General features: G+C 68.7%; 24 protein-coding genes. 9 read left to right on the forward strand and 15 right to left on the reverse strand.

Annotated elements, in window-relative coordinates; genetic code table 11:
- Positions 1–35: 35 nt before the first annotated feature.
- Positions 36–527, forward strand: coding sequence for a tryptophan-rich sensory protein (locus SD37_RS38760; protein ID WP_044851818.1), 492 nt, complete (start codon positions 36–38; stop codon positions 525–527).
- Here the strand turns inward: SD37_RS38760 and SD37_RS38765 are convergent.
- From SD37_RS38765 to SD37_RS38775, 3 genes are read right to left on the reverse strand one after another with little or no spacing between them, the layout of a single operon-like run.
- A complete protein-coding gene (locus SD37_RS38765; RefSeq protein ID WP_044851817.1) occupies positions 520–918 on the reverse strand; it encodes a hypothetical protein in 399 nt (132 codons plus the stop codon). The two genes, SD37_RS38760 and SD37_RS38765, sit on opposite strands and share 8 nt — an antisense overlap.
- Entirely contained in the window at positions 896–1,351 is a 456-nt protein-coding gene (locus tag SD37_RS38770) for a hypothetical protein (protein WP_044851816.1), read from the reverse strand. The genes SD37_RS38765 and SD37_RS38770 overlap by 23 nt, the downstream gene beginning before the upstream one ends.
- Positions 1,348–1,899, reverse strand: coding sequence for a hypothetical protein (locus tag SD37_RS38775; RefSeq protein WP_044851815.1), 552 nt, complete (start codon positions 1,897–1,899; stop codon positions 1,348–1,350). The genes SD37_RS38770 and SD37_RS38775 overlap by 4 nt, the downstream gene beginning before the upstream one ends.
- Positions 1,900–1,987: 88 nt before the next feature.
- Here SD37_RS38775 and SD37_RS38780 point away from each other — a divergent pair, with 88 nt between their 5' ends.
- From SD37_RS38780 to SD37_RS38790, 3 genes are all read left to right on the forward strand, one after another.
- A complete protein-coding gene (locus SD37_RS38780; protein ID WP_044851814.1) occupies positions 1,988–3,496 on the forward strand; it encodes an outer membrane protein assembly factor BamB family protein in 1,509 nt (502 codons plus the stop codon).
- Positions 3,497–3,984: 488 nt separating this feature from the next.
- Positions 3,985–5,496 carry an outer membrane protein assembly factor BamB family protein gene (locus SD37_RS38785; protein WP_083255198.1) on the forward strand — a complete coding sequence of 504 codons (1,512 nt, stop codon included), beginning with the start codon at positions 3,985–3,987 and terminating at the stop codon, positions 5,494–5,496.
- Between the two features lie 27 nt (positions 5,497–5,523).
- On the forward strand, positions 5,524–7,077 hold the full coding sequence (locus SD37_RS38790; protein WP_065913056.1) for an outer membrane protein assembly factor BamB family protein: 1,554 nt from the start codon (positions 5,524–5,526) through the stop codon (positions 7,075–7,077).
- Positions 7,078–7,142: 65 nt separating this feature from the next.
- Here the strand turns inward: SD37_RS38790 and hemB are convergent, their stop codons facing one another.
- A complete protein-coding gene (gene hemB / locus SD37_RS38795) occupies positions 7,143–8,114 on the reverse strand; it encodes a porphobilinogen synthase (RefSeq protein WP_083255199.1) in 972 nt (323 codons plus the stop codon).
- Positions 8,115–8,265: 151 nt separating this feature from the next.
- Between hemB and SD37_RS38800 the strand changes: the two genes are divergently transcribed.
- On the forward strand, positions 8,266–9,552 hold the full coding sequence (locus tag SD37_RS38800) for an Nramp family divalent metal transporter (protein ID WP_044851860.1): 1,287 nt from the start codon (positions 8,266–8,268) through the stop codon (positions 9,550–9,552).
- 72 nt (positions 9,553–9,624) lie between these two features.
- On the forward strand, positions 9,625–10,815 hold the full coding sequence (locus SD37_RS38805; RefSeq protein WP_065913057.1) for an IS30 family transposase: 1,191 nt from the start codon (positions 9,625–9,627) through the stop codon (positions 10,813–10,815).
- 39 nt (positions 10,816–10,854) lie between these two features.
- On the opposite strand, the gene SD37_RS38810 is transcribed toward SD37_RS38805, so the two are convergent.
- From SD37_RS38810 to SD37_RS38845, 8 genes are all read right to left on the reverse strand, one after another.
- Positions 10,855–11,235 (reverse strand): hypothetical protein, encoded by a 381-nt coding sequence (locus SD37_RS38810; protein WP_044855315.1) that lies wholly within the window; start codon positions 11,233–11,235, stop codon positions 10,855–10,857.
- 147 nt (positions 11,236–11,382) lie between these two features.
- A complete protein-coding gene (locus SD37_RS38815; RefSeq protein ID WP_037308205.1) occupies positions 11,383–12,915 on the reverse strand; it encodes a bifunctional uroporphyrinogen-III C-methyltransferase/uroporphyrinogen-III synthase in 1,533 nt (510 codons plus the stop codon).
- A gap of 59 nt (positions 12,916–12,974) precedes the next feature.
- Positions 12,975–13,922, reverse strand: coding sequence for a hydroxymethylbilane synthase (hemC, locus tag SD37_RS38820; protein ID WP_037308202.1), 948 nt, complete (start codon positions 13,920–13,922; stop codon positions 12,975–12,977).
- Between the two features lie 6 nt (positions 13,923–13,928).
- The gene (locus tag SD37_RS38825) at positions 13,929–15,236 is read right to left on the reverse strand and encodes a glutamyl-tRNA reductase (protein ID WP_044855091.1); all 1,308 of its coding nucleotides are present in this window, start codon (positions 15,234–15,236) and stop codon (positions 13,929–13,931) included.
- Between the two features lie 2 nt (positions 15,237–15,238).
- Entirely contained in the window at positions 15,239–16,066 is an 828-nt protein-coding gene (locus SD37_RS38830) for a redox-sensing transcriptional repressor Rex (protein ID WP_044855092.1), read from the reverse strand.
- A gap of 484 nt (positions 16,067–16,550) precedes the next feature.
- Positions 16,551–18,086 carry a molybdopterin-dependent oxidoreductase gene (locus SD37_RS38835; RefSeq protein ID WP_044855093.1) on the reverse strand — a complete coding sequence of 512 codons (1,536 nt, stop codon included), beginning with the start codon at positions 18,084–18,086 and terminating at the stop codon, positions 16,551–16,553.
- A gap of 57 nt (positions 18,087–18,143) precedes the next feature.
- Entirely contained in the window at positions 18,144–18,380 is a 237-nt protein-coding gene (locus SD37_RS38840; RefSeq protein ID WP_005151738.1) for a glutaredoxin family protein, read from the reverse strand.
- Between the two features lie 19 nt (positions 18,381–18,399).
- On the reverse strand, positions 18,400–19,914 hold the full coding sequence (locus SD37_RS38845; RefSeq protein ID WP_044855094.1) for an AMP-binding protein: 1,515 nt from the start codon (positions 19,912–19,914) through the stop codon (positions 18,400–18,402).
- 262 nt (positions 19,915–20,176) lie between these two features.
- Between SD37_RS38845 and SD37_RS38850 the strand changes: the two genes are divergently transcribed.
- The 3 genes from SD37_RS38850 to SD37_RS38860 all read left to right on the forward strand — a co-directional run bounded on the left by SD37_RS38850 (position 20,177) and on the right by SD37_RS38860 (position 23,105).
- Positions 20,177–20,908 carry a sigma-70 family RNA polymerase sigma factor gene (locus SD37_RS38850; RefSeq protein WP_044855095.1) on the forward strand — a complete coding sequence of 244 codons (732 nt, stop codon included), beginning with the start codon at positions 20,177–20,179 and terminating at the stop codon, positions 20,906–20,908.
- Between the two features lie 109 nt (positions 20,909–21,017).
- Positions 21,018–22,106: a DUF5667 domain-containing protein gene (locus SD37_RS38855; protein ID WP_052675100.1), complete on the forward strand. Its 1,089-nt coding sequence runs from the start codon at positions 21,018–21,020 to the stop codon at positions 22,104–22,106.
- 96 nt (positions 22,107–22,202) lie between these two features.
- Positions 22,203–23,105, forward strand: coding sequence for an HAD family hydrolase (locus SD37_RS38860; protein WP_037308177.1), 903 nt, complete (start codon positions 22,203–22,205; stop codon positions 23,103–23,105).
- Between the two features lie 80 nt (positions 23,106–23,185).
- On the opposite strand, the gene SD37_RS38865 is transcribed toward SD37_RS38860, so the two are convergent.
- The 3 genes from SD37_RS38865 to SD37_RS42335 all read right to left on the reverse strand — a co-directional run bounded on the left by SD37_RS38865 (position 23,186) and on the right by SD37_RS42335 (position 25,725).
- Positions 23,186–24,292, reverse strand: coding sequence for a lysophospholipid acyltransferase family protein (locus SD37_RS38865; protein WP_044855096.1), 1,107 nt, complete (start codon positions 24,290–24,292; stop codon positions 23,186–23,188).
- Positions 24,289–25,338 carry an NAD-dependent epimerase/dehydratase family protein gene (locus SD37_RS38870; RefSeq protein WP_044855097.1) on the reverse strand — a complete coding sequence of 350 codons (1,050 nt, stop codon included), beginning with the start codon at positions 25,336–25,338 and terminating at the stop codon, positions 24,289–24,291. The genes SD37_RS38865 and SD37_RS38870 overlap by 4 nt, the downstream gene beginning before the upstream one ends.
- 285 nt (positions 25,339–25,623) lie before the next feature.
- Positions 25,624–25,725 (reverse strand): 30S ribosomal protein bS22, encoded by a 102-nt coding sequence (locus tag SD37_RS42335; RefSeq protein ID WP_007030867.1) that lies wholly within the window; start codon positions 25,723–25,725, stop codon positions 25,624–25,626.
- Positions 25,726–25,854: the final 129 nt, after the last annotated feature.

A 25,854-nucleotide genomic window follows, 5' to 3' on the forward strand; every position in this document is an offset into this window, starting at 1 on the left:
ACCACTCCCGCCGAAACCCTCGCGGAGGAATCCACGTGTCCACGGTGCCGTCACCACCGACCCACCACCGTCGCCTGCGCTGGCAGGCGCTGGCCGGATTCATCGCCATGTCGGCGGTCGTCGGCGTGGTGGCGGCGCTCGCCGTGGCGACCCGCTCCGAGACGCACAACGCGCTGGTCCGCCCGTCGTGGGCGCCGCCGGGCTGGCTCTACGGTCCGATGTGGGCGGTCCTGCTCCTCATGGTCGCCATCGCGGGCTGGTGCTACTGGCGGACCGACGGCGAAACGCGCGGCTTCGCCTTCTACGGCCTCTGCCTGTTGCTCACCCTGCTGTGGACGCCGTTGTTCTTCGCCGGCGGCGCGCACGTCCTCGCCCTCGCCGACGTCGTCGTCCTGGATTTCGTCGTACCCGTCACGATGATGGAGTTCGCGCGCCGGTCGAAGCTCGCGGCGTGGCTGCTCGTGCCGTATCTGCTGTGGCTGCTGTTCTCGACCGCGGTCAACGCCGCCGTCGTCTGGCTCAACTGAGCCGGGTTTCTCGGTTCTGGGGTTCCCGGGGTTTACGCTGCCGGGTCTTCATCGCGAGCAGGAACTGGCGGATCGCGTCCACCACCAGGATCGCGGCCAGCGTGCCCAGCCCGATGGCGCCGGCGAGCGGGCCGCCGAAATACCGCTGTGATTCGAGCGTCGTATCGCCGTAGGTGATCCGCACCGGGACCACACCGGCCTTCCAGCACGCGAAAACACCCCAGACCGCGAGCGCGGCGAGGATCAGTTCGGCGGCCCCCACCAGAGCGCGCAGGGGTTTGTGCAGCCGGGCCGCGGGCCGGTCGTCCTCCGGCGGCCACAGGTCGGCCCCGGTCGGCTGGGGAAGGTCGATCACAGTGAGCAGCTTCTCATGACTCTGAGGTGCGAGCACGCACCAAACCCTCGAGAGCCGCGCGGAGGGCGTCCGGATCCTTGGCCCAGGCGCGGACGAACACGCCGTCATCGAGCTTCAACGGGACCTCGCCGTGCTTCTTGGGGATCGTCCAGCCGCCACCGAGGACCCGCGAACCGACCGGCGCCTCCTCGTCGTCGAGTACCTCGGCGATCCGGGCCGCCGCCAGGATTTCCCGGCCCTGCCGGTAGCCGTCGGCGGTGACTTCGAGCGAGAGGTACCGGCGGCGCGCGTACACCCACGGCACGGTGATCAGCACCAGTCCGGCCCCGACCAGGATCCAGGAAAGCCAGTGCACCGGGCCGCCGGTCGCCCATTCGGCGAGCAGCCCGGCGAGGGCGAACAGCGGTGCCCAGAGCAACGCCGTCCAGCCGACGCCGGGTTCGCCGTAGAGGGGCGGCTCGGGCGTCATGGCAGCTTGCGCCCGACCTTCGGGAAGTAGGCGGCGACACTGGGGAGGTACAGCAGGATCAGCGCGATCGCGGTCAGCAGCGTGGCCACCAGCAGGAACACGTTGAGCGCGCCCCGAAGGACGAACAGTTCCACCGCCACCAGGAAGACCGCGCCCACGGTCAGCACCGTCCTGGCCGACCGGGTTCCCTCGCGGGCCTTGTAGGCGAACAACGCGAACAGGACGGCGAAGGTGACCGCGCCGCCGAGCAGCATCCACAGCAGGGTGTTCACCCCGGACGCGATCTGCGCCGGGTCGACGGGCTGGCCGGGGACCGGGTTCTCGGTGATCTGCTTGATGATCCCGTCGGTCAGCTCCTGCTTCAACACCAGCAGGGCGATCTGACCGGCCACCAGCACGACCCCCGTCGCGATCCAGAGCCAGAAGGAGATGGCGACGGGCTTCGGCACGGTGTGCTTCGGCGCCTCCTGGCCGGGCAGGATCGGGTCGGGTGCCCGTCCCCTCTTACGACGCTCGTCGTCCGTTTCGTCGGCTGTGCTGTCGCTCACGCCGGGCAGCCTACGTGGTTCCGCAGGCCAGAGGCTTTCCGCCCGGGTAGCTTGTGCGCGACGAGACACGGACCCTGGGGATTTCGCGATGAGCACACCCAACCACCCCGGCGGGCAATGGCCGGGACGCCAACCCTGGCCGCAACAGGGTTACGGCTATCCGCAGCAGCAGCAGCAGTTCCCGGGCGGGTGGCAGCAGGAACCCCCACCCCCGCCGCCGGGGAAGAGCAAGAAGTTCCTGTACTGGCTGATCCCGCTGGTCGTCGTGGTGGTCGCCGCCGGGGTGACCGTCCCGATCCTGCTCAGCGGTGGCGACGACGGCGGGAATCCCACCGCCGCTCCCCCCGCGTCGTCGACGGCACCCGCGGTCAAGACGGAGAAGTGGCAGCTGTCGGCTTACCGGGAAGACGTCCCCGAGTACCACGACGGCCTCGCCTCCTGGCTGGTCGGCGACGCGATCGTCGTCGTCCGCGACAAGTACGTGGCCTCCTTCGCCAGGGCGAACGGCAAGCGGAATTGGCTCACCGAGGTCCCGGAGGGCCAGAAGCGGTTCTGCGGCACGTCGGCGGTCCCCACCGACGGGAAGATCGCGCTCGGGTTCGGGGACGACAAGACCTGCGAGAACGCGACCGTGCTCGACCTGAAGGACGGGAAACTCGGCTGGCAGCAACCGCTCAAGGTCCCTCAGAAGCTGGCGGGGACCTCGCCGCCCGAGGTCGCGGTGCTGCAGATCGTCGGCGACGTCGTCTTCGTCGGCCAGGAGGAGGGCATCGCCGGACTCGACCTGGCGACCGGCGCGCAGAAATGGGCGAAGACGCTGATCCGCAAGGCGGACAACGAGGATCCGTGCTCGGCGGCCGACCTGATGCCCAAGGACGGCAAGGTCGTCCTCGTGATGACCTGCCTCCTCGGTGACTACGGGCTCAGCCTGCTTTCGGTGGATCCGGCGACCGGGAACGTCGAACTCGAGGAAAGCCTGCCGAAAACGGGCCAGATGCTGGTCGGCATCGGGATCCTGTCGCTGAAGCCGCTGGTCGTGTTCTCCTCCGACGGCACGAAGGGCATGTACCAGGTCTTCGACGACCAGCTGAAGGTCACTTCGACGATCGACGGCGGCACGTCGCACGAACCGGACGGGCTCTCCGGGGCCGACGGCATGGGCTTCGGGCTCGACGCTTCGGGCACCGAGCACAACGGCGGCCGGGCCGTCGTCACCGACGACACCCTGTACACCGTCACGACCCCGCAGGCGGGCACGGTGAACGCGCTCGTCGCCGTCGACCTCAAATCCGGGCAACGGAAATGGGAGGCGAAGATCCCCGAAGGCACCGTGATGACGCCGATCGCCGTCGAGGACGGCCAGGTGATCACCGCGGTGGCGCCGGTCGACAAGAAGGGCCCGCAGCGGGTCGTGAAGGCCGCCGTCGGTGACGGAGCCGTGACGCCGTACGCGGAGGTCAAGATCAAGAACGACGAGAAGGACGAATTCGGGCCGACGAGCGGGCATTACCGCTTCTACTGGGCGGAAGAGCGGGTCTACGCCGTTTCCGGGCGATTCCCTAAGTACAGCCTGGACCTGTTCACCTTGGACAAGTAGCGCCTCGTGAGTGGTAATGACGGTTATTGAGAGATAAGCCAAACATGGCGCGATCGGCTCGCAGCTGTGAAGGCCACAAGTGGGGCAGGGCGCGTCCCATGTCTGTCCACAAGGGATAGTCACCAGCGACTCGGTGTCCGATCGATGCCTAGAAGTATGGTTCCGAAGGAGGTCGTGAGTGATAAAGAGCGTTAGAACGCTACTTATCACTCACGACCCCATCCCAAAACCGCGCAAACTACTCAAATTGGACACCTGGGGCCGGACAGGGGTCTCTTGTGGACACCTGGGGTCGAGGCTGGCTTCCGTCAGCCAATCCGGTCCCGCGGCGGGGCACGCCATATTTGCCTTACCCCTCAATAGAACCGTCATTACCACTCACGAGTCTGTGCTGTCGCTCACGACGGGCAACCTCCGTGATTCCGCAGGCCAGAGGGTTCCCGCCCAGGTAGCTTGTGCGCGAATCGACACGAACACTGGGGACCACCATGACCACACCGAGCCCGTCCGATGGGGCCTGGCAAGGGCAGCGACAACCCTGGCCGCAGCAGGGATACGGCTATCCGCAGCCACCACAGCAGCAGTACCCGGGCGGTTGGCACCAAGCGCCCCCGCCACCACCCGGGAAGTCCAAGAAGTTCCTCTTCTGGCTGATTCCGCTCATCGTGGTGGTCGTCGCCGCGGCCGTCGTGATCCCGATCGCACTGGCGGGCGGGGCAAAGCCTCGGGAGCAAGCCGCCCAGCCGCCGAGCACTTCGGCGCCGGCGGCCAACAAGGTGAAATGGCGGCTGTCCGGCCTGGAGGGAGACGTCCCCGAGTACAAGCAGGGTGTCGCGACCTGGCTGTACGAGGACACCCTCGTCGTCGTCCGCGACAAGTACGTCGCCGCGTTCACCAGGGCGAACGGTGAGCGGCGCTGGCTCACCGAGGTGCCTGCCGGGAAGCGGGCGTGCGGTGCCTCCGTGGAACCGGTCGACGGGAAGATCGCCTTCGCCTACGGCGAGGAAAAGACCTGTGACAACGCCGCCCTCATCGATCTGAAGGACGGGAAGCTCGGCTGGCAGCAGCCGATGGAGGTGCCTCAGAAGCTCAAGGGCGACCGCCCGCCCAAGTCCGCGATCCTGCAGATCGCCGGTGACGCCGTCTTCGTCACGCAGGGCGAAGGAATGGCCTCGCTCGACCTCGCCACCGGCGCCCCGAAGTGGGCGAAGACCCACACGCGCGAACCTGACCAAGCCGACGATCCGACCTGCGCCGGGCAGGACGCCGTACCCAGGGACGGCAAGATCATCGTCGCGATGACCTGCCTCACCGGGGAATACGGCTTGAGCATGCTGCGGGTCGACGCGTCGACCGGGAACATCGAGGTGGCGGAGCACCAGCCGAAGGAGAGCAGTTCACTCGGCAACGTCGGGATCATCTCGGCGAAACCCCTCCTGGTCTACGGCAAGACCACCGACACGGGCACGTACTTCCGCTTCGGGGACGACCTGAAGCTCGCGTCGAAGATCGACGGTGGCGACCCGTTCACGCCGGACGGTCTCACCGGCGCCGACGGCCAGGGCTTCGACAGCGACGCGTCCGGCACCGAACACCTCGTCAGCCCGGCCCTGGTCACCGAAGAAGTGCTCTACACCATCACGATGCCCCAGGCGGGCACGGTGAACGCGCTGGTCGCGGTGGATCTGAAGACCGGGCAGCGCAAGTGGTCGGCGAAGGTGCCCGAGGGCACCGTGATGGCCCCGCTCGCGATCGAGGACGGCCAAGTGATCACCGAGGTCGCGCCCGTCACGCGGACCGGGCCGCAGCGAGTGGTCAAGGTCGCCGTCGCGGACGGAGCGGTCACGCCGATGGTCGAAGCACCGATCGAGAACGCCGACAACGACAAGAACGGGCCGATCGCCGGGCTCTACCGCAATCTCTGGGCGGACGGCCGCGTCTACGCCGTAAGCGGCCGTTTTCCGAAATTCAGCCTGGACATCTACACCGTCGAACCTTAGCTCGCACCGAAACAACCGGGGAACCGAATGACCAGACCACCCACACCGCCCGGTGACGGGCGATGGCAGCCGCAACAATCCTGGCAACCGCACCCGCAGCAGGGCTGGCAGCAGCCCCCGCCCCCTCCTCACCACCAGCCCTATCCGCAGAACCAGTACGGTCCCCCGCGGCAGGAACCGCCCAAGGGCAAGAAGTTCCTCTTCTGGCTCGTACCGCTGATCGTCGTGGTGGTCGCCGCCGCGGTGATCGTGCCGATCACGCTGAGCGGCGGCGGAGACGAAGGCCAGGGGCAGGCGGCCCCTCCGCCCGCCTCCGGATCGCCGTCCGGCTCGCCGAAGGTCAAATGGGAACTGTCAGGGGTGAAGAAGGACGTCCCGGAGTACAAGCACGGGATCACCACCTGGCTGTACGAAAACGACCTCGTCGTCGTCCGCGACAAGTACGTGGCCGCCTTCACCAGAGCGGACGGCAAGCGGCGCTGGCTGACCGAGGCGCCGAGCGGGAAGATCTTCTGCGGCACCGGAGTCGAACCGGTCGGTGGCAAGATCGTCCTCGCCTTCGGCAAGGCGAAGGCCGGTAGCGAAGACGGCAGCTGCGACAACGCCACCATCCTCGACCTGAAGGACGGGAAGCTCGGCTGGCAGGTGCCGATGGCCATCCCGCAGAAGATGCAGGACCGGGTGGTCTCGGTGGAGGCCGTCGTCACGCAGATCATGGGCGACGTCGTGTTCGTCACCGCGGACCAGGGCTTCGCGGCACTCGACCTGGCCACCGGCGCGATCAAGTGGACGAAAACGTTCTCCCGCAAGGCCGACGGCGAAGACACCTGCGCGGGGCACGACATGCTGCCGAGGGACGGGAAGGCCGTCGTCGTGGCGTCGTGCCTCACCGGTGACTTCTCGGTCACCATGCTGCAGATCGACCCGACGACCGGGAACGTCGAACTGGAGGACAGTGTCCCTCACGACGGCTACTCGATCTCCGGGATCGGTCTCCTGTCGGTGAAGCCGGTGCTGGCGTACGGCTCGAACACCGAGCAGGGCACGTACTTCCTCTTCGACGACAATCTGAAACTCAAGTCGAAGATCGACGGTGGCAAACCCAACTCCGAGGAGGAGCTCGACGGCACCACGTCACAGGGTTTCGGGGTCAGCACCTCGGGTACCGAACATCATCCGAGCGCCATCATCGTCGACGGCGACACGTTCTACACGCCGACCAGGACGATCGGCGGGCAGATGAACGCGCTGGTCGCGGTGGATCTGAACACCGGACAACGCAAGTGGAAGGCCTCGGTTCCGGACGGCACGATCCAGGCGCCGATCAAGATCGTGGACGGCCAGATCCTGGCCCAGGTCGGCCCGGTGTACAACACCGGACCCCAGCGGACGGTCAAGATCGCGGTCGCGGACGGGAAGGTGACGCCGTTCCTGGAAGCCCAGATCAGGAACTCCGATCAGGACGAGACCGGCCCGATTCCGGGGTTCTACCGGTATCTCTGGGCCGACGACCGCGTCTACGCGGTGGCGGGCAAGTGGTCGGATCTCACCGTGGACGTTTTCTTGCTGCAGGCTGACTAGCGAGAACGAGGAGGGCCCCTTCGCCGTGGTTTCCGTGGCGAAGGGGCCCTTCTCGTTACGAGGCTTCAGTCCAGCCAGGCGGCGGCTTCGGCGGCCCAGTAGGTCAGGATCATGTCCGCGCCGGCGCGGCGGATGGACGTCAGCACCTCGAGGATCGTGCGTTCGCGGTCGAGCCAGCCGTTCGCGGCGGCGGCTTCGACCATCGCGTACTCGCCCGAGATGTTGTACGCCGCGACGGGGACCGGCGACGCCTCGGCGGCCGCCCTGATGACGTCCAGATAAGCCAGCGCGGGCTTGACCATGATCATGTCCGCGCCCTCGGCGATGTCCAGCTCGATCTCGCGCAGCGCCTCACGCACGTTGCCCGGATCCTGCTGATACGTCTTCCTGTCGCCCTTCAGCTGCGAATCGACGGCTTCCCGGAAGGGGCCGTAGAACGCGCTGGCGAACTTCGCCGAGTAGGCGAGGATGCCGGTGTCGGCGCGCCCGGCCCGGTCGAGGGCGGCGCGGATGACGCCGACCTGGCCGTCCATCATCCCGCTGGGCCCGAGCAGATGCGCACCCGCTTCCGCCTGCGCCAAGCCCATTTCCGCGTACACCCGCAGGGTCGCGTCGTTGTCGACCCCGCCGTCGGCGTCGAGGACGCCGCAGTGGCCGTGGTCGGTGAACTCGTCGAGGCAGGTGTCGGCCATCAGGACCGTGGCGTCGCCGAGTTCGGACCGCAGGTCGCGCAGGGCGACGTTGAGGATCCCGTCCGGATCGACCGCGCCGGAGCCCACGGCGTCACGGGTCTTCGGGATGCCGAACAGCATCAGGCCGCCGACACCGGCGTTGACCGCGTCGACGGCGGCCTTGCGCAGCGTGTCGCGGGTGTGCTGGACGACCCCGGGCATGCTCGAGATCGGGCGGGGCGTGTCGATGCCCTCGGCCACGAACATCGGGAGGATCAGCTGACGTGGCCGCAGCGTCGTCTCACTGACCAGCCTGCGCATGGCCGGAGTGGTACGGAGCCTGCGGGGACGATGTTCGGGAAACACCCCTCAGACGGTACTCCCGCCCGCTCGAGAAGCGGTCCGCAGGCGCGGCGAACGGCTCATTGGTCCGGCCGGGCGGACCTTCCCTAAGAGACGGTAAAGAGTCACCTTTGCCCGATTCGTCCGCGGTGTGACCTGGGTTACCTTCGCCTCCATGTCGAGTTCAACGGTGACCGACCAACTGGAAGAACCGCCCGTCGGCTGGCGCGCACGGCTGCGCCAGGTCGGGCCAGGGATCATGGCCGCGGCGACCGGGGTCGGCGCGGGCGACCTCGTCGCGACGATGGTGGCCGGATCGCGCTTCGGGTACACGCTGCTGTGGGCGGTGCTCGTCGGGACGATCTTCAAACTCGCGCTGGCCGAAGCCGTCGGACGCTGGCATCTGACCTCGGGCCGGACGATCCTGTCCGGCTGGCGGACGCTGGGGATCTGGGCGCTGATCTACTTCGGGATCTACGCGGTGATCTGGGGGTTCGTCTACGGCGCGACCGCGATGTCGGCGTCGGGGCTGCCGCTGAACGCGCTCTTCCCCGCGCTTTCGGTGCGGTACTGGGCGATGATCTGCGGCCTGCTCGGCTTCGCGCTGGTGTGGTTCGGCCGGTACGCGATCATCGAGAAGCTGATGACGGTGCTCACCGGCGTCATGTTCGTGACCGTGGTCGGGACCGCGGTGCTCGTCGTGCCGAATTTCACCGCGCTGTTCGAGGGCGCCGTTCCCACGCTGCCCGACGGCTCGCTCGTCTACGTCCTCGGTCTGGTCGGCGGTGTCGGCGGCACGATCACCATGGCGGCCTACGGCTACTGGACGCTGGCGAAGGGCTGGCGTTCGTCGAAGTGGCTGCCGATGATGCGTACCGACAACGCCGTCGGCTACCTCATGACCGGGATCTTCGTGATCGCGATGCTGATCGTGGGTGCGGAACTCCTGCTGGGCCAGAAGATCATCTCGGGTGACAAGGGTTTGCTGTTCCTCGGCGACACACTCGCCGCGGATTACGGCCAATGGGCGCGGATCCCGTTCCTCATCGGGTTCTTCGCGGTTTCGTTCACGTCGGTGATCGGCGTCTGGCACGGCGTGAGCCTGCTCTTCGCGGACTGGTGGCGCATTCTGCGGCTACCGGCGGACACCACGGAAAGCGTTGAGACGTATGAAAAGAAGGCCGGGGAACGGAGCGTCGCCTACCGCGGTTACGTGCTGTGGCTGACTTTTCCGCCGATGGCGTTGCTGTTCCTGGACCAGCCCTTCCAGCTCACGGTGATCTACGGCGTGCTGGGCGCGTTGTTCATGCCGTTCCTGGCGGCGACCCTGCTGGTGCTGCTGAATACCTCACGGGTGCCCCGTGAAGGGCGCTCCGGTTGGCTTTCCAACGCCCTGCTGGGCATCTGTCTCGCGATGTTCGCGTACCTCGCCTACACCGAAGTCGTGAAGTTCTTCAGCTGACCCGGTCTCGTGAGTGGTAATGACGGCTTGGGTTCTAGTGGTCGTCGCAACATCTGATGTGGAGGTGTTGTGATGGCTGGGTTTCGTCGTCGTTGGTTGCTGCGGGATGTGCGGGCGGGGTTTTGGGATGGGGTCCGGGCCGGGTTGTCGGTGGAGCGGGCAGCGGTGGCCGTGGGCGTGTCGCGGGCCAGTGGGAGACGGTTGTTCGACGAGGCTGGCGGCGTGCTCAGTAATGCGCCGAAGTCTGGATCGGGCCGCTATCTCTCGCTGGCCGAGCGGGAGGAGATCATGATCCTGTGGGCCCAGCGGGTGCCGAAAGCGGAGATCGCGCGCCGGCTGGGCCGGGATCGCTCCACGATCGGGCGGGAACTGGACCGCAACAGCACCGGGCAGGGCTATCGGGCCAGTTCGGCTCAGCGCGCGGCCGAGGAGCGGGCGACACGACCGAAACCGGCGAAGCTGGCCGCCGACCCGGTGCTACGGGACAGGGTCCAGGCGGATCTGCGGGCACGATGGTCGCCGGAACAGATCACTGCCAGGCTGGTCCGGGACTTTCCCGACCAGCCGAGGATGCACGTGAGTCACGAGACGATCTACCAGGCCATCTACGTCCAAGGACGAGGCGCGCTGCGGCGTGAGCTGGCGCAGTGTCTGCGGACCGGGCGAGCGATCCGCCGACCGCGGCGGATGCCTGACGGGCGCCGGACCCGCCAGGGCAAGATCGCCGGGATGGTCCCGATCTCCGAACGCCCCGCCGAAGCCGCGGACCGGGCGATCCCGGGGCATTGGGAAGGCGATTTGATCATGGGCAAGGACAATCGTTCGGCGATCGGGACCCTGGTCGAACGCTCGACCAGGTTCTGCCTGCTGCTGCACCTGCCCGGCGGGAAAGACGCCGCTACCGTCGCCGAGGAGATGATCAAGACAATCCAGCGGCTGCCCGCCGAGCTACGCCGGTCACTGGCCTGGGACCAAGGCACCGAAATGGCCCAGCACGCCCAGATCACCCTCGCCACCGACCTCGACATCTACTTCTGCGACCCACACGCACCCTGGCAACGCGGCTCCAACGAGAACACCAACGGACTGCTCCGCCAGTACTTCCCCAAAGGCACCGACCTCGCCACACATACCCCCGAAGACCTCGCGAGGGTGGCCGCCGAACTCAACGGCCGCCCCCGCAAAACCCTCGACTGGGACACCCCAGCCGAACGACTCAACAAGCTACTGTCCTCATACGAGCACGTTGCGACGATCGCGTGAATCCACCCGGTTCTAACCGTCATTACCACTCACGAGGCGTTACAGCGGAATGGACTTGGTGTTGCAGCCGCCGCCACCGCAGGCCGTCACGGTCAGCTTCGTCGGATCCGCCAAGGAGGTGAAGAGCAGCCGCCGGGTCTCGTCGTTCACGACGATCCGCTGCGCTTCGGTGGTCTTGCCGGACAGGACGAACTGAGCGGTGAGACTCGAGGAAGGCGCGCTGTCGGAAACCGTGGCCACCACCCGCACCTGGCCGCCGACGGTCTCGACGGTGCCCCGCACGCTCTGCGCCGCGCAACCGAGCGGACTGCACACCTCGAACGGCGTGGGCATCGCGGCGGAGGCGGTGCCCGCGAACCCGGCCATCCCCAGCCCCAGCACACTCACGGCGGCGGCGATTCTGACAGCGGAAGACTTCATGGTCACTCCCCAGCGATTGTCGGACCACCGAGGCTAACTCTGACCGCTTGCCGTGCGCCAAGTTTTCGCTAAGCGCTCCCACTTGGCGCATAACGAAAAACCCCCTTCCCGCAGAACGCGCGGAGAAGGGGGTTTCCCGTTACGGAATCAGGAGCGACGGGCTCGCTTCGCCTTACGCGGCGGCGGAAGCGCACCCTCGGCACGGAGCCGGGCGGCGTGCTCGGCGAGCGCGTCGACCAGGTGCGGGACGTCGGCCTTCTCGGGCTGGACGTCGACCCGCAGCCCGAACTCCACAGCGGTCTCCGCGGTCTTCGGGCCGATGCACGCGACCAGCGTGCGGGTGTGCGGCTTGCCGGCGATGCCGACGAGGTTCCGCACGGTCGAGGACGAGGTGAAGCAGACCGCGTCGAAACCGCCGGTCTTGATCATCTCGCGGGTCTCGGCGGGCGGCGGCGCGGCCCGCACGGTGCGGTACGCGGTCACGTCGTCGATCTCCCAGCCGCGTTCACGCAGACCGGCCGACAGGGTCTCGGTGGCGATGTCCGCCCGCGGCAGCAGCACGCGGTCGACCGGGTCGAGGACGTCGTCGTACGGCGGGAACTCGGCCAGCAGGCCCTCCGAGGACTGCTCGCCCTCCGGAACCAGCTCGGGGATGATGCCGAAGGAACGCACCTTCGCGGCGGTCGATTCGCCGACGCAGGCGATCTTCACGCCGGAGAAGGCGCGGGCGTCGAGACCGAACTCCTCGAACTTCTCCCACACCGCGCGGACGGCGTTGGTCGAGGTGAAGACGATCCACTGGTAGCGACCGTCGACGAGGCCCTTGACCGAACGCTCCATCTGCGCGGGGCTGCGCGGCGGCTCGACCGAGATGGTCGGGACCTCGTGCGAGGTGGCGCCGTGGCCGCGAAGCCGCTCCGCCATCTCACCGGCCTGCTCCTTGGTGCGCGGCACCAGGACCTTCCAGCCGTACAGCGCGCGCGACTCCCACCACGACAGCTTCGAGCGCTGGCCGACGGCCTGGCCGATGGTCACGATCAGCGGGCCGACGAGCTCGCCCGCCTCGTTCGCGACGGTGGCCAGCGTGGTGTCCAGGGTGCGCTGGGTGTTGATGGTGCCGTTGGAGGTCACCGCCACCGGCGTGGTCGACGGCAGCCCGTGCTCGGTCAGCGCGGACGCGGCCTCGGCCAGATGCGCCGACGTCGCGTGCAGCACGATCGGGCCGGGGGTGGCGGCCAGCGCGGCCCAGTCGACGTCACCGCGGACGTCGACCTCGGTGTGCGTGCCGCCGAGCGCGACACCGGCGTACGCCGGGACGGCGGCGCCGGGCGAGACGCCCGGGACGATGTCGAACACGGCGCTGGTCCGGGAAACGGCCTGCACCTCGGCGACCACGGCGGGCTGGGTCAGCGGGTCACCGGCGATCAGCCGGAGCACCAGCCGTCCGGCCTTGGCCTCGTTCACCAGGTCCTTGGCGACCTCGGTGGCCTCGCCGACGGCGGGGCGCACTTCGGCGCCCTCCGCGGTGAGGGCCAGGACGCCCGAAGGGACGTCCGGGTCGGTCACCACGACCTCGGCCTTGGCGAGCAGCTCCTGAGCGCGGACGGTCAGCAGACCGGCGTCACCGGGGCCCGAGCCCACGAAGGCGACACGCCCGGTGGTCTTACGCGCGGGGGTCATCTGTGCGTTCTCCTCTTAGGCGGCCGCGGTCGATCGCGGCCGTAACTGTCTCTCTCAGCTCACTGGGCGGGGCCGGACAGCGCGCCGGCCCCCAGGTCGAGCAGCTCGGCGGCCAATGTCCGGCCCAGCTGTTCGGCTTCGTGCTTGTCGGCGAGCGCCGAAGCGCGCACCATGTCGACCGCTTCCCCGTCGGCTTCGACGGCGGCGGTGCCCCGCAACGAGATCCGCTCGACGACCCGCCCTTCGGCGTCCAGGTCCTCGACGATCTCCGCCAGCGCTCCGACCGGTGCGCTGCACCCGGCTTCCAGCGCCGCGAGCAACGCCCGTTCGGCGGTCGCCACGGCACGGGTGCCTTCATCGTCCACTGTGGATCCGAGCAGGTGCTCGATGTCCACGTCCCCGGTCCGGCACTCCACCGCCAGCGCACCCTGCGCGGGGGCGGGCAGCATCTGGATCGGGTCGAGGGTCTCGGTGATCTCCTCGGCCCGGCCGATCCTGGCCAGTCCGGCACGCGCGAGCACCACGGCATCCAGCTCGCCGTCGGTCACCTTGCGCATGCGGGTGTCGATATTGCCTCGGATCGGCACGATTTCCAAACCGAGCCCGAGCGCGCGCAGTTGCGCGGTGCGCCGCGGCGAGCCGGTGCCGACGGTCGAACCGGGCGGAAGCTCACCGAGAGTCAGCCCGTCACGGGCGATCAGCGCGTCACGCGGGTCCTCACGCGGCGGCACGGCGGCGAGCGTGATGCCGGGCTCGGGTTTCGTCGGCAGATCCTTGTACGAATGCACGATGACGTCGACTTCCTCGCGCAGCAAGGCTTCGCGCAGCGCGGAAGTGAAGACACCGACGCCGATCGTCGGGATCGGCGCGGACGATTTGTCGCCGGGGGTCGTCACGGTGACGAGTTCGACCTCGGCCCCGGTGGCGCGCAGGGCGTCGGCGATGGTGCCGGTCTGCGCGAGGGCGAGTTTGCTGCCGCGCGTCCCGATCCGGATGACTCTGCTCACTGATGATCACTCGTCTTTCGGCGTAGCGGTGGGACTGGCCACGGCGGCGGGCGCCTGCGGGTCGAGGCAGAACAGCTCACGCAGCGCGTTGGCGTAGTCGGTGTCGGCCGTCTCGGCGGCCAGCTGCTTGACCCGCACCGTCGGCGCGTGCAGCAGCTTGTCGACCACCCGGCGGACCGTGCGGCCGACCTCCTCGCGGACCCCGGCTTCGAGCTCCGGGAGGCGGTTGTCCAGCCGCAGCAGTTCGGCGTCGACGACCTCGGCGGCCCGGCGCCGCAGCGCGGTCACCGTCGGGGTGACTTCGGCGCTGCGCTGTCCGGCGAGGTACTCGCGCACCTCGTCGAGCACGATGCCGGTGGCCTTCGCGGTCTGGCGTTCGGTGGTCGGGGTGCCCGCCTCGCGCATGCGGCGCTGGATGGTCTCGAGGTCGACCACGGTGACGTCGGCCAGTCCGGCGACGTCGTGCTCGACGTCGCGCGGGAGACCGAGGTCGCACACCACCAGCGGGCGGCCGTCGCGGGCCGGGACGTGCTCGGTGGTGAACACCGCGGCCTGCGCACCGGTGCAGCAGACGACGATGTCCGCCTCGGCGACCGCGACCGCGATCCCGCTCATCTGGACGGCCTTCGCGGGCACGCCCTGCTCGACGCTCGCGGCGGCGAGACGCGCGGCCCTGGCCTCGGTGCGGTTGGCGATGGTGATCTCGCCGATCCCGGCCTTGCGCAGTTGGGACGCGGTCAGCGCGCCCATCGAACCGGCGCCGACGATCAGCGCGTGCTTGCCCGCGATGTCCCCGGCCGCGGCCAGCGACTCGGAAACGACCGAAGCGCCGAGCTGGTCGAGACCCGTTTCACTGTGCACCCGTTTGCCGACGCGCAGCGTGGTCTGGATCAGCTCGTGCAGCGTGCGGCCGACGGTGCCGGCGTCGCGCGCGGTGGCGTAGGAGGACCGGATCTGGCCGAGGATCTGCGTCTCGCCGACGACCATGGAGTCCAGGCCGGAGGTGACCGAGAACAGGTGCTCGATCGCCGCGCCCGCGTAGTGCACGTACAGCGAGTCGTAGAGGTCCGCGGGCTCCATCCCGGCCTGCCGGGCGAGCACCTCGGAGACGTCGTTCAGGCCGCCGTGGAAGGTCTCGACGACGGCGTAGACCTCGATGCGGTTGCAGGTGGAGACAAGGATCGCCTCACTGACGTGCTCGGCCTGCTGCAGCTCGTGGAGCACCTTGGTCACTTCGGTCGCGGGGACCGCGACGCGCTCCAGGGTGTTCAGCTCGGCACTGCGGTGCGAGAGCCCGACCGCCAACACGCTCATTTTCAGCGCACCACCATTCCATTGCCGTGGCCGTTCACGCTGCCATTCTCGGCCGCCGCGGTGGCGGCGTCCCCTCCGCCGTTGCCGTGAGCGGCCAGATCCGCGCGGCGAGCGACGTGGAACGACAGGATCTGCAGCTCGACCGCGAGATCGACCTTGCGGACCTCGATATGCGGCGGCACCTGCAGCACCACCGGGGCGAAATTCAGGATGCACTGCACGCCACCTGCGACGAGCCGGTCGCAGACCGACTGTGCGGCGGTGGGCGGAGTGGCGATGACACCGATGGAGATCTGCCGTTCGGCGCAGACTTTGGGGATCTCGTCGAGATGCGACACCGGGAGACCGCCGACCGGAACGCCGACCAGATCCGGGTCGAGGTCGAACAGCGCCTCGACCGGGAAGCCGCGGCCGGGGAACCCGCCGTAGTTGGCCAGCGCGTGCCCGAGGTTACCGATACCGACCACGGCCACCTTGTGCTTGCGGGTCAGGCCGAGGATCCGCTCGATCTGGCTGACCAGGACGCCGACCTCGTAGCCGACGCCGCGGGTGCCGTAGGAGCCGAGGTAGGACAGGTCCTTGCGCAGTTTCGCGGAGTTGACGCCCGCGGCCTGCGAGAGTTCTTCGCTGGAGATCGTGGTCGCACCCTGCTCGGCCAGTCCGGAGAGCACGCGCAGGTAGACGGCGAGGCGGGCGACCGCGGCTTCGGGGATCGACTTCGCACGGACCGCTTCCGGCTCGGCGGTGGCCTCGACGGCGGGCATCTCCGCGGTGGGCGCGTTGTCGGCGTCCGGTGTCACCCGGGTGCGCCGGCCTCGTTGCGACACCACGCTTGTCCGCTCCTCTGGTCCTGCTGACGACATGAGTCACCCGAACCAGGAAATCGGCTCTTGACCCGGGGCGCTGAGTCCGGTTCGATGCCGGGCGCTCGCGGAGGCGACGTATCTACGGTAGCCACTTGTGAACGCAGGCACAAAGTCACTGGTAGGGAGGATGACGCACCCCACACTCGGTGGCACCGGCCCGATTCGAGTGGCGGTCGGCGGCCGGTGAAGTGCTGGAAGCCCGTGAAGGCCTCCTTCCCTGCCTTCAGCCGCAGAGTCTCGACAAGGTCAGAGCTGCCGGTCGGCGCTGCTCTTGGTAGTCCGGATGTGACGTCGCCAGTGCCTGCGAGCTTCGCAACCGGGTGCGACCCCGCGTCCGTGAAGGAATTGGGACACTCAACGTCCCAATTCCTTCATCGTCAGCCTGCGCCATCACGAAGTGGTGCCTGACCTGCAAGGTGCCGACTTTGCCCGCCCCCTTCACGCGACGTCAGCGCGCGTTCACCGACACCGTGTGCCATCCGGTCGCGCCGTCCGGCACCGTCCCGGCGCGCACCTCGGTCTGCGTGTAGCCCGACTGGTCCGTCGCCCGCACGGCGACCTGGTGCTGACCAGGCGTGACGTCGACTTCGGTCCACCACATGCGCCAGGTGTCCTTCGACGTCTCGGCCGACAGCACGGTCTCCCGCCACGGCCCCTGGTCGACCCGGATCTCGACCTTCGCGACGCCGGTGTGCTGCGCCCACGCGATCCCGGACACCACGACCTTGCCCGCGGTCACGGCCGAACCGGGCGCGTCGATCCGCGACTGCGTCTTCACCGGCCCTTCCCGGCCCCAGCCTCGGCCGAGCCAGTACGCCTCGCGGTTCTTCCAGGTGGTGATCTCCAGGTCGGTCACCCATTTCGTGGCGGACACGTAGCCGTACAGCCCGGGGATCACGATGCGCGCGGGGAAACCGTGTTCGATCGGCAGCGGCTCGCCGTCCATGCCGATGGCGAGCATCGCGCCACGCCGCGGGTCCAGGGCCGCTTCGACCGGGGATCCGCAGGTCCAGCCATCGACGCTGGTCGCGAACATCTGCTCGGCGCCGGGCTTCACGCCGGCTTCGTTCAGCAGGTCGCGCAGGTCGATGCCGATCCAGCGCGCGTTGGAGATGTACGGGCCGCCGACCTCGTTGGAGACGCAGCACAGCGTGACGTCGCGTTCGAGCAGCGGCCGCGAGCGGATGTCGTCATACGTATAGGTGATTTCGCGGTCGACCATCCCGTGGATCCGCAGCCGCCAGTCCTCGGTGCGGACCTGCGGGACGACCAGTGCCGTGTCGATCCGGTAGAAATCCTTCGAAGGAGTGAGATACGGCGGGGTGCCGAACTTCACGAAGTCCGCGTCGGGCGGGATCGGCGGAGCGGTCCGGGTCGCGACGAGCCTGCCGACGGCGGCGCGGGACTCCTCGGCGTTCTTCCGGGTCCCGACGAGCTGTCCGGTCAGCGCGGCGACACCGGCCCCTGCCGCGACGGAAGCACCGGTGATCAGCACCTTCCGCCTGTCCGGCCCCTCCCCCTCGCGATCGTCGAAGAACACGGGCGGCCGGAAGAACCGGTGCAGCCAGGTGAACACGACGAGCCCGGCGACCGCCGCGAGCACGGGCGCCAGCAGCGCGATCTGCCCGAGGTCGGTGCGCACGAAGACGGCGGCGACCCCGGCCGCGCCGAGTACCCCGACGAGCACCTGGCCCGGCAGCGGCTTGCGTCGCGACAGCTGTCCGGCGAGCAGTGCGAACAGCACCAAGACGACGGCGAGACCGAACCTGAGGACGGGTTTGTCCCAGGTCTCCAGCGTCCGCTCGGCCCAGGCCACGACCGCGTGCGGGCTGTGGTCGATGACGAAGTTCGCCACGGCGATGAACGGCGAAGCCGTGTACCCGACGAACCCCGCGACGAGATGCCCCACGCCGAGTGCGGCGGCGAGCGCGAGCAGGCCGGTCAGAGCGGCTTGCGGGAAGGTGAGCCTGCGTTCGTCGTCCACGACTCCATCTTCGTCAGGCGCGGTGCCCGAGATCGGCCGTTCGCCCTTACGGGTGTCTTACGCCAGGGCTTTGCGGAGCCTGTCCTCTTCGACCCGCCAGTAGCCGTGCTCGGCGTCGTCGATCAGGATCACCGGCACGCGGTCGCCGTATTCGGCCCGCCATTCCGGGTCGCTGTCGACGTCCTGTGCCGACCAGGCGACGCCGAGTTCGCCGCAGATCCGCTCGATGTCCTGTTCCGCGACCTCGCACAGGTGACAGCCCGTGCGGGTCATGACGGTGACGTGGTGGGCCATAGGTCAATCCTTACCTGAGTCACCTGAGCCGGAGACGCCGGAGCTTGCCCGTCGCCGAATGCGGCAGCGACTCGGCGAACTCGACGGTGTGGGGCACCTTGTACCCGGCCAGATGCTCCGCGCAGTGCTCGACGACCTGCTGTTCCGAAAGCGACGCGCCCGGCGCGGGGACCACGACGGCCTTCACCGCCTCGCCGGTGCGCTCGTCGACGACGCCGACGACACCCGCCTCGACGACCTCGTCCAGCATCGAGATGACGTTCTCGACCTCGTGCGGATAGACGTTGAAGCCGTTGACGATGATCAGGTCGTTGGCCCGGTCCACCAGGTGCAGGTCGCCGTCGGTGTCGAGGTAGCCGACGTCGCCGGTGCGGAACCAGCCCTCCGCGTCGGGTCCGTGCGCGCCGTCGGGCCAGTAGCCGGAGAACAGGTTCGCGCCGCGGATCGACACCAGTCCGGTGCCGCCATCCTCGTCGAAGGCGTCGCCGAGATCGTCGGGGTCCAGCGGGACGGGCGTCGCGTCGCCGTCGCTGTCGACCAGCCGGATCTCGATCCCGGGCAGCGGCCTCCCGACCGAGCCCGGCTTCGGGTAGCCGGTGACCAATGTCGTGGTGACCACCGGCGCGCATTCGGTGAGGCCGTAGCCCTCGTAGACGTCCAGTCCGGTGGCGCCGCGGATCGCGGTGAGGATCTTGGGGTGCAGCGGCGCCGCGCCCGACGTCATCCGCCGGACGGTGGAGAGGCCCTGCCCGAGTTCGTCGGCGTCCATCGCGGCGAACTCGGCGTACATGGCGGGCACGCCGGCGATCGAGGTCACCCGGTACTCGGCGCAGTCGGCCAGGGTCCGCTCGGCGAGGAACCGCTCGGAGAGGATCGCCGTCGCGCCGACCGACGTGGTCTGCAGCAGCCCGGGGCCGAGGCCGTAGACGTGGAACAGCGGGATGGTGATGAGCACGCGGTCGCCGTGCACCAGCGGCGTCGGGACGATCCGGCTCAGCTGGTCGAGGTTCGCCAGCAGTGCCCGGTGCGACAGCATCACGCCGCGCGGCGGGCCGGTCGTCCCGGAGGTGTACGAAATGACGGCTATGTCCTCACCGGCCCCGGCCGTCTCGACCGGTTCGACTGCTCCATCCGAGGTAACGGGCGGTGAGAGGCTCGTCACGCCCTCGGGAAGCTCCTCGGTCGCTTCCCGTTCGAGGACGAGCCGCGCGCCGCTGTGTTCCAACAGTCCGCTCAGCTCCGCCACCGGGGCCTGCGGCGAGATCGGGACGACCACCGCCCCGGCCCGCAGCGCCCCGAACAGCGAGACGGCGAACGCGGCCGACGTCGGTAACCGCAACGCCACCCTGTCGCCGCGGTGGATTCCCGCGTCGAGCAGGGCGTGAGCCAGCGAATGGGCGGCGTTGTCGAGTTCCGCCCAAGTCAGCGTGACCCCGCCGCCGGTCTCCTGCACGGCCGTCTTGCCGGGCCACCGCCGGGCGGCCTCGGCGAGCAAAGTGGGCACACTTGGATCGGCAACCTGCTCCGCGCTCAACTGCGAACCTCTTCCCTCGGTGAACGGCGTTGCCAGTTTGTCATCTCGGCCACCGTCATGGGGGTCACTCGGTTTCGTCGCAGTTCCGTAACCCCGGCACCGCTACCTACTTCGCGGTAACTACACGTATGCTGCTGGGCGTCGTCGAGTGGTGTTGATCACTCGATGGTGAGAAAGGAAGTCCGGACGTGCAGATCTTGCAGGCCCACGCGGCGGTGGGACATGCGGGCCGGTCTTCCCTGTCCGGAACGGGAGGCGCACCGTGACCCTTCCCGCGCCGAATCCCGTCTCCATGCTGGCCGGCCACATCCTCCGCCGGAGCGGACTCTCCCCGGCGCCGTCGCCCCGGCAGGCCAAGGCGCCGAGCCAGGACGGGACCACCGAAGACTCCACAGCGGCCACAGCCGCCGCCGAGGCCGCGAAGGCCGAAGCCTGGGAGCTGGTCAGCGCCGCGCAGGGCGGCGACACGTCCGCCTTCGGCCGCCTCTACGACCGCTACGTCGACGTCGTCTACCGCTACGTCCTGTTCCGCCTCGGCGACCGGGACCTCGCCGAGGACGTCACCAGCGAGACGTTCCTGCGCGCGCTGCGCCGCATCACGTCGGTGAGCTACCAGGGGCGTGACGTCGGCGCCTGGTTCGTCACCATCGCGCGCAACATCATCCTCGACCACGTGAAGTCGAGCCGGTTCCGCCTGGAGGTGGTGACCGACGAGGTCGCCGAGCCGAGCGGGGCACCGATCGGGAACGTCGGCGTCCAGGCCGTCGCGGGACCGGAACAGCAGGCCATCAGCCGCGCCACCCGCGCCGAGCTGCTGCGTTGCGTCGCCGAACTCGGCGAGGACCAGCGCGAATGCATCGTGCTGCGGTTCATGCAGGGGCTTTCCGTCGCCGAGACCGCCGCGATCATGCGACGCAACGAAGGCGCCATCAAGGCCCTCCAGCACCGCGCGGTACGCCGTTTGGCACAACTTCTGCCCACCGGATTGCGTTAACGTTCCATATTTCTTCCTCACCGGACCTTGCCGTAACCCTGGGGCGTCCCCACTCGTTTCCCAAGCCAGACCGGTGTCAGGACCGGGCTGAGCAGATGGAGACTTCGCCGTGGGCGTGCCGGGATGGTTCGCGCGGGAGCGGGCGGATGGTGACCGCTTCGCCGACCTTGTCGACGGCACCGAATCCCCGGAAGGCGACGAATTCGCGCACGAACTGGCCCTCGTCGGCGGCCTGCGCGAGCTGGGCGCCAGTGGCGCGCCCGACGCCGAGACACGCCAGCGGATCCATGCCGAGATCGCCGGGCGCCTCGCCGAGGCCGAAGCGCCGTCGAAGCGTCGCGGTCACACCCTCGCCAACCTCGCCGCGGCCGCCGTCGCGCTCGTCCTGGCGCTGGGCGGCTTCACCTTGCTGCTGTCCAAGGACGCCTTGCCGGGCGATCCGCTGTACGGCATCAAACGAGCGGGTGAATCCGCCGCGCTCGGGCTCACTTTCGACGAGCAGGAGAAGGCGAAGAAGCATCTGGAGTTCGCCACGAACCGCGTCGGCGAACTCGACGAATTGACCCGGCAGGAGGCGTCCACCGAGGCGTACTTCACCGGGCTGGCCGATTTCGAGTCCGATCTGCGCGCCGGTGTCTCGCAGCTGACCGCCGTCGTCACGGATCAAGGCGGTCAGTCCCGGCTGACGGAACTCCGCACCTGGGCACGGCAGCAGTCCGACCGGCTCGGTCTTCAGGTGGAACGGGCCCCCGCGGGAGCGCGCGACAAGTTCGCCGCGGCCCGCGTCCTGCTCGACCGGGTCCAGGCGCGCACGACGGATCTCGGCTCGCGGCTGGTCTGCTACACGATCACCACGGGCTCCTCCGACGAACTGGGCGCCGTCCCCGCCGCCGGCGACTGCGTCCGCGACCCCGGCGCCCCGGACGCCGTCATGCCGCCGGTGACGGTGCCCACGCCGTCCTCGTCGCCGTCCGGGGCGCCGTCGCCGTCCTCGGTGCCGCCATCGTCCGGTGTGGACACCGCGAACCCGACCGGACCGCTCACGCCGCCGACGGGCGGGACACCGCCGCCCGTGGTGGCGACGCCGCCGCGGACGCAGAACCCGCCGCTGCCGGTCCCGACGAGCATCACGCCCCCGCCGCCGTTGATTTCGATTCCGCCGCTCATCCCGGGATTACCGCCGATCACCATCGGCTGACGACACGGGTGATGAGGCAGGCGCCACACCTGGGACAGCCCCGTTGAGCTCTCGCTACGCTGTGCGTAGGCACCTGGGATTCCGGAGGCGGTGTGCGTGTCAGTTTGGCGGGGCAGGGATAAGAGTCAAGAGCTCGAACGGCTGGCCGAGCTCGCGGGCGAGGCGTCGGCCGAGGCCGCCATGGCGACCGCGTCCGCCGAAGCCCTCGAACCGCCGGCCCCGCCCGCACCGCCGGATCTGACCGCGGCCGCGTTCTTCGACGTCGACAACACCATGATGATGGGCGCGTCGATCTTCTACTTCGCCCGCGGCCTGGCCGCGCGCAAGTTCTTCACGTCCGCCGATCTGGCCGGATTCGTCTGGCAGCAGGTGAAATTCCGGCTCGGCGGCCGGGAGAACAAGGAAGACATCAAGACCCACCGCGAGCGCGCACTGTCCTTTGTGGCCGGTCGCACGGTGCAGGAACTGACCGACATCAGCGAAGAGATCTACGACGAGCTGATGGCGGACAAGATCTGGTCCGGCACCCGGGCGCTCGCGCAGATGCACCTCGACGCCGGCCAGCGCGTCTGGCTCGTCACCGCGACCCCGATCGAACTCGCGGCCATCATCTCGCGGCGCCTCGGCCTCACCGGCGCGCTGGGCACCGTCGCCGAGACGAAGGACGGCGTCTACACCGGCCGTCTCGTCGGCGATCTCCTGCACGGACGCGCGAAAGCCCACGCCGTCCGGGCACTGGCGTCACGCGAAGGGCTGAATCTCAAGCGCTGCACCGCGTATTCGGACTCGCAGAACGACGTCCCGATGTTGTCGGTCGTGGGAACCGCTGTCGCGGTGAACCCCGACGGCGGCCTTCGCGACGTCGCCCGCGCGCGCGGCTGGGAGATCCGCGACTTCCGGACCGGGCGGAAGGCCGCGAAGATCGGCGTCCCGTCGGTGCTCGGCGTCGGCGCGGTGGCCGGTGCCGTGGCCGCCGGCATGGCCTACCGCCGCCGCTGAGCCCCTCTCTCCGATGCCATGAAAGGTCCTTTCCTTGCAAATTTTGCAAGGAAAGGACCTTTCATGGCATCGGAAAGCGGTCAGCCCTTGAAGACGCTCTTACGCTGCGAAAGGCGTTTGTACAGCGACTGCTGGATCGACTCCCGCACCTGGTCGGTCAGCGTGAACACCAGCATCGGGTCATCCACGGCGTCCGCGTCGTAGGTGTCCGTGCGGATGGGCTCGCCGAACTCGATGCTCCACTTCGTCGGCAGCGGGATCGCGCCGAGCGGGCCGAGCAGCGGGAAGAACGGGGTCACCGGGAAGTACGGCAGGCCGAGCAGCCGCGCGAGCAGCTTGATGTCGCCCACCTTCGGGTAGATCTCCTCCGCGCCGATGACCGACACGGGAATGATCGGCACCCCGGTCCGCAGGGCCGCGGAAACGAAGCCACCACGGCCGAACCGCTGCAGTTTGTACCGCGACGAGAACGGCTTTCCGATGCCCTTGAAGCCTTCCGGCCAGACACCGACGAGTTCTCCCTTGCGCAGCAAGCGTTCCGCGTCGGCGTTGCAGGCGAGCGTCTGCCCGGACTTGCGGGCGAAGGAGCCGACCAGCGGTACCTGGAACACCAGATCCGCGCCGAGGCCACGCAGATGCCTGCCGCCGGGAACATGGTCGTGCACGGCGACGGCGGTCATCAGCGCGTCGAGCGGCAACGTGCCGGAGTGGTTCGACACCAGGAGCGCGCCGCCGTCGGCGGGCAGGTTCTCGACGCCGAAGGTGTCGACGCGGAACCACTTCTCGTACAGCGCGCGCAGCGGCGGCAGCAGCAGGGTCTCGGTGAGCTCGGCGTCGAAGCCGAACTCGTCGACGGTGTAGTCACCGGTCAGCCTGCTCCGCAGGAACCCCAGTGCCGTCTTGAGCGACTCCGGGAGCAGGTCCGCATCGGCGGGCCGGGTCTTCGCGGGTGAGACCCTCGCCGAGCCGGGGAACTCCACGACGGGCGCGTCCGCCCGGCGTTCCTGCTGCTTCAGATGCTCTTGCGCGTCTTCGGACTCGCGAAGATCCCGATCCGCCTGAGCGGCCGGGTCCGGCTTCTCTCTGCCGGGGCCGTGCAACGGGATGACCTGCGCTTCAGCGCCGCTCACGTTTTCCGCCTCGCCTTCGTGAGAGTTATCGGGCTCGTTCTCGTAGGGCCTGCTCACCGGTGCGCCGCCTGTCCGGTGGCCGCGGCCACCAGGACCTTGCCGGCGAGTCCGGCCAGCCTGCCACCGTCCACCACGGGCCTGAGCCCGCGGCCGGTGATGTAGTCGTCGAACGCCTCACGCGTCGTCCAGCGCGGGGTGTAGCCGAAGTCCTTCTTCAGCTTCGTGATGTCCACGACCCGGCCGAAGTTCAGCAACCGGACCTGGTCCGCGGAGAAGTCGACCACGCGGGCCCCGCGCAGGAGCTTGCCGACCGACGGCACGACACCGCTGGGCATCGGCAACTCGACCCGGCCCGCTCGCCGGATCGCCTGAGACAGGGTGAGTACCCCTTCCGAGCCGACATTGAACACGCCGGGCTTGTCCTCCAGCGTCGCCAGCTCGAAGACCGACAGCGCGTCCGAGGCGTGGAGCAGCTGGATCCGGGCGTCGTAGCCGAAGACCGTCGGGACGACCGGCAGCGCGAAGTAGCGCGAGAGCACGGTGTCGATCTCGGGGCTGATGATGTTGGCGAACCGGAGCAGCGTCGTCGTGATGTCGGGACGACGGCGCATGAGCCCGCGCACGTAGCCCTCCATCTCGACGGCGTCCTTGGCGTAGCCGCTGGTCGAGGTAGGGATGAGCTCGGAGTCTTCGGTGAAGACGGCCTGTGAACGCGCTCCCGCGCCGTAGACCGCCGCCGTCGACTTGACCACGAGCTTGCGCACGAGCGGCGAACGCTGGCAGGCCGCCAGCAGCCGCATCGTGCCGATGACGTTGACCTCTTTGATGGCCGTGCGGCGGGCCGGGCCCGCCGGATGGGCGGTGCACGAGGCGTGCACGACGGTGTCGACCTTGGCCGTGCTGATCACCTTGGCGATCAGCGGATTGCGAATGTCGGCGCGGACGTACTCAGCGCGACCCATGCGCTGCAGGACCGACTTCTGCGGAGGCGTGGTGTCCACGCCGATCACCCGCTCGAACTCCGGATTGTTGCCGAGTCTGGCGAGCAGTTTCCCGCCAAGGTCTCCCCCGACCCCGGTGACGAGCACGATGTTCGACGGCATAGGACTCCCTGCGGTTTGGGCGGTTCTCGGACTTCGATCACGGGGTCCTGATGACCTTGAGCGCGTTCTTGATCTACCGAGTGTGCGCGAACCTGCACTCACTGGAAGCATCGCGCGGCTGCCCTTGAGATGTTACCGCTCATTAGGGGTAGTCGAGTCAGCGCTTACATGCTATTAACCAGCCGCTCGCGGAGGGGATGCACGTCTCACTCGAATGGGCGGCCAAAGCCCACTAAATGGGAATGGCCCGTCCAGAAACTGGACGGGCCACTCACCGGCTGTGTCTTACTTGCCGGCCTTCCTACGCTGAACGCGCGTCCGGCGCAGCAACTTGCGGTGCTTCTTCTTCGACATGCGCTTACGGCGCTTCTTGATCACAGAGCCCATCGTGAGCGCTCCTTCCTTCGTCGTCGGTCACGCTGCCCGGCGCAGCGTCCAACGGGTGGAGCGCACAGGCACGAGCGGTCTTCCAGGGTACCCGCGCCCCGGAAGACGCTCGTCGGCGGGCGCACTGTG

The sequence above is a fragment of the Amycolatopsis orientalis genome (assembly GCF_000943515.2).
In the GTDB taxonomy this organism is placed as follows: domain Bacteria; phylum Actinomycetota; class Actinomycetes; order Mycobacteriales; family Pseudonocardiaceae; genus Amycolatopsis; species Amycolatopsis orientalis.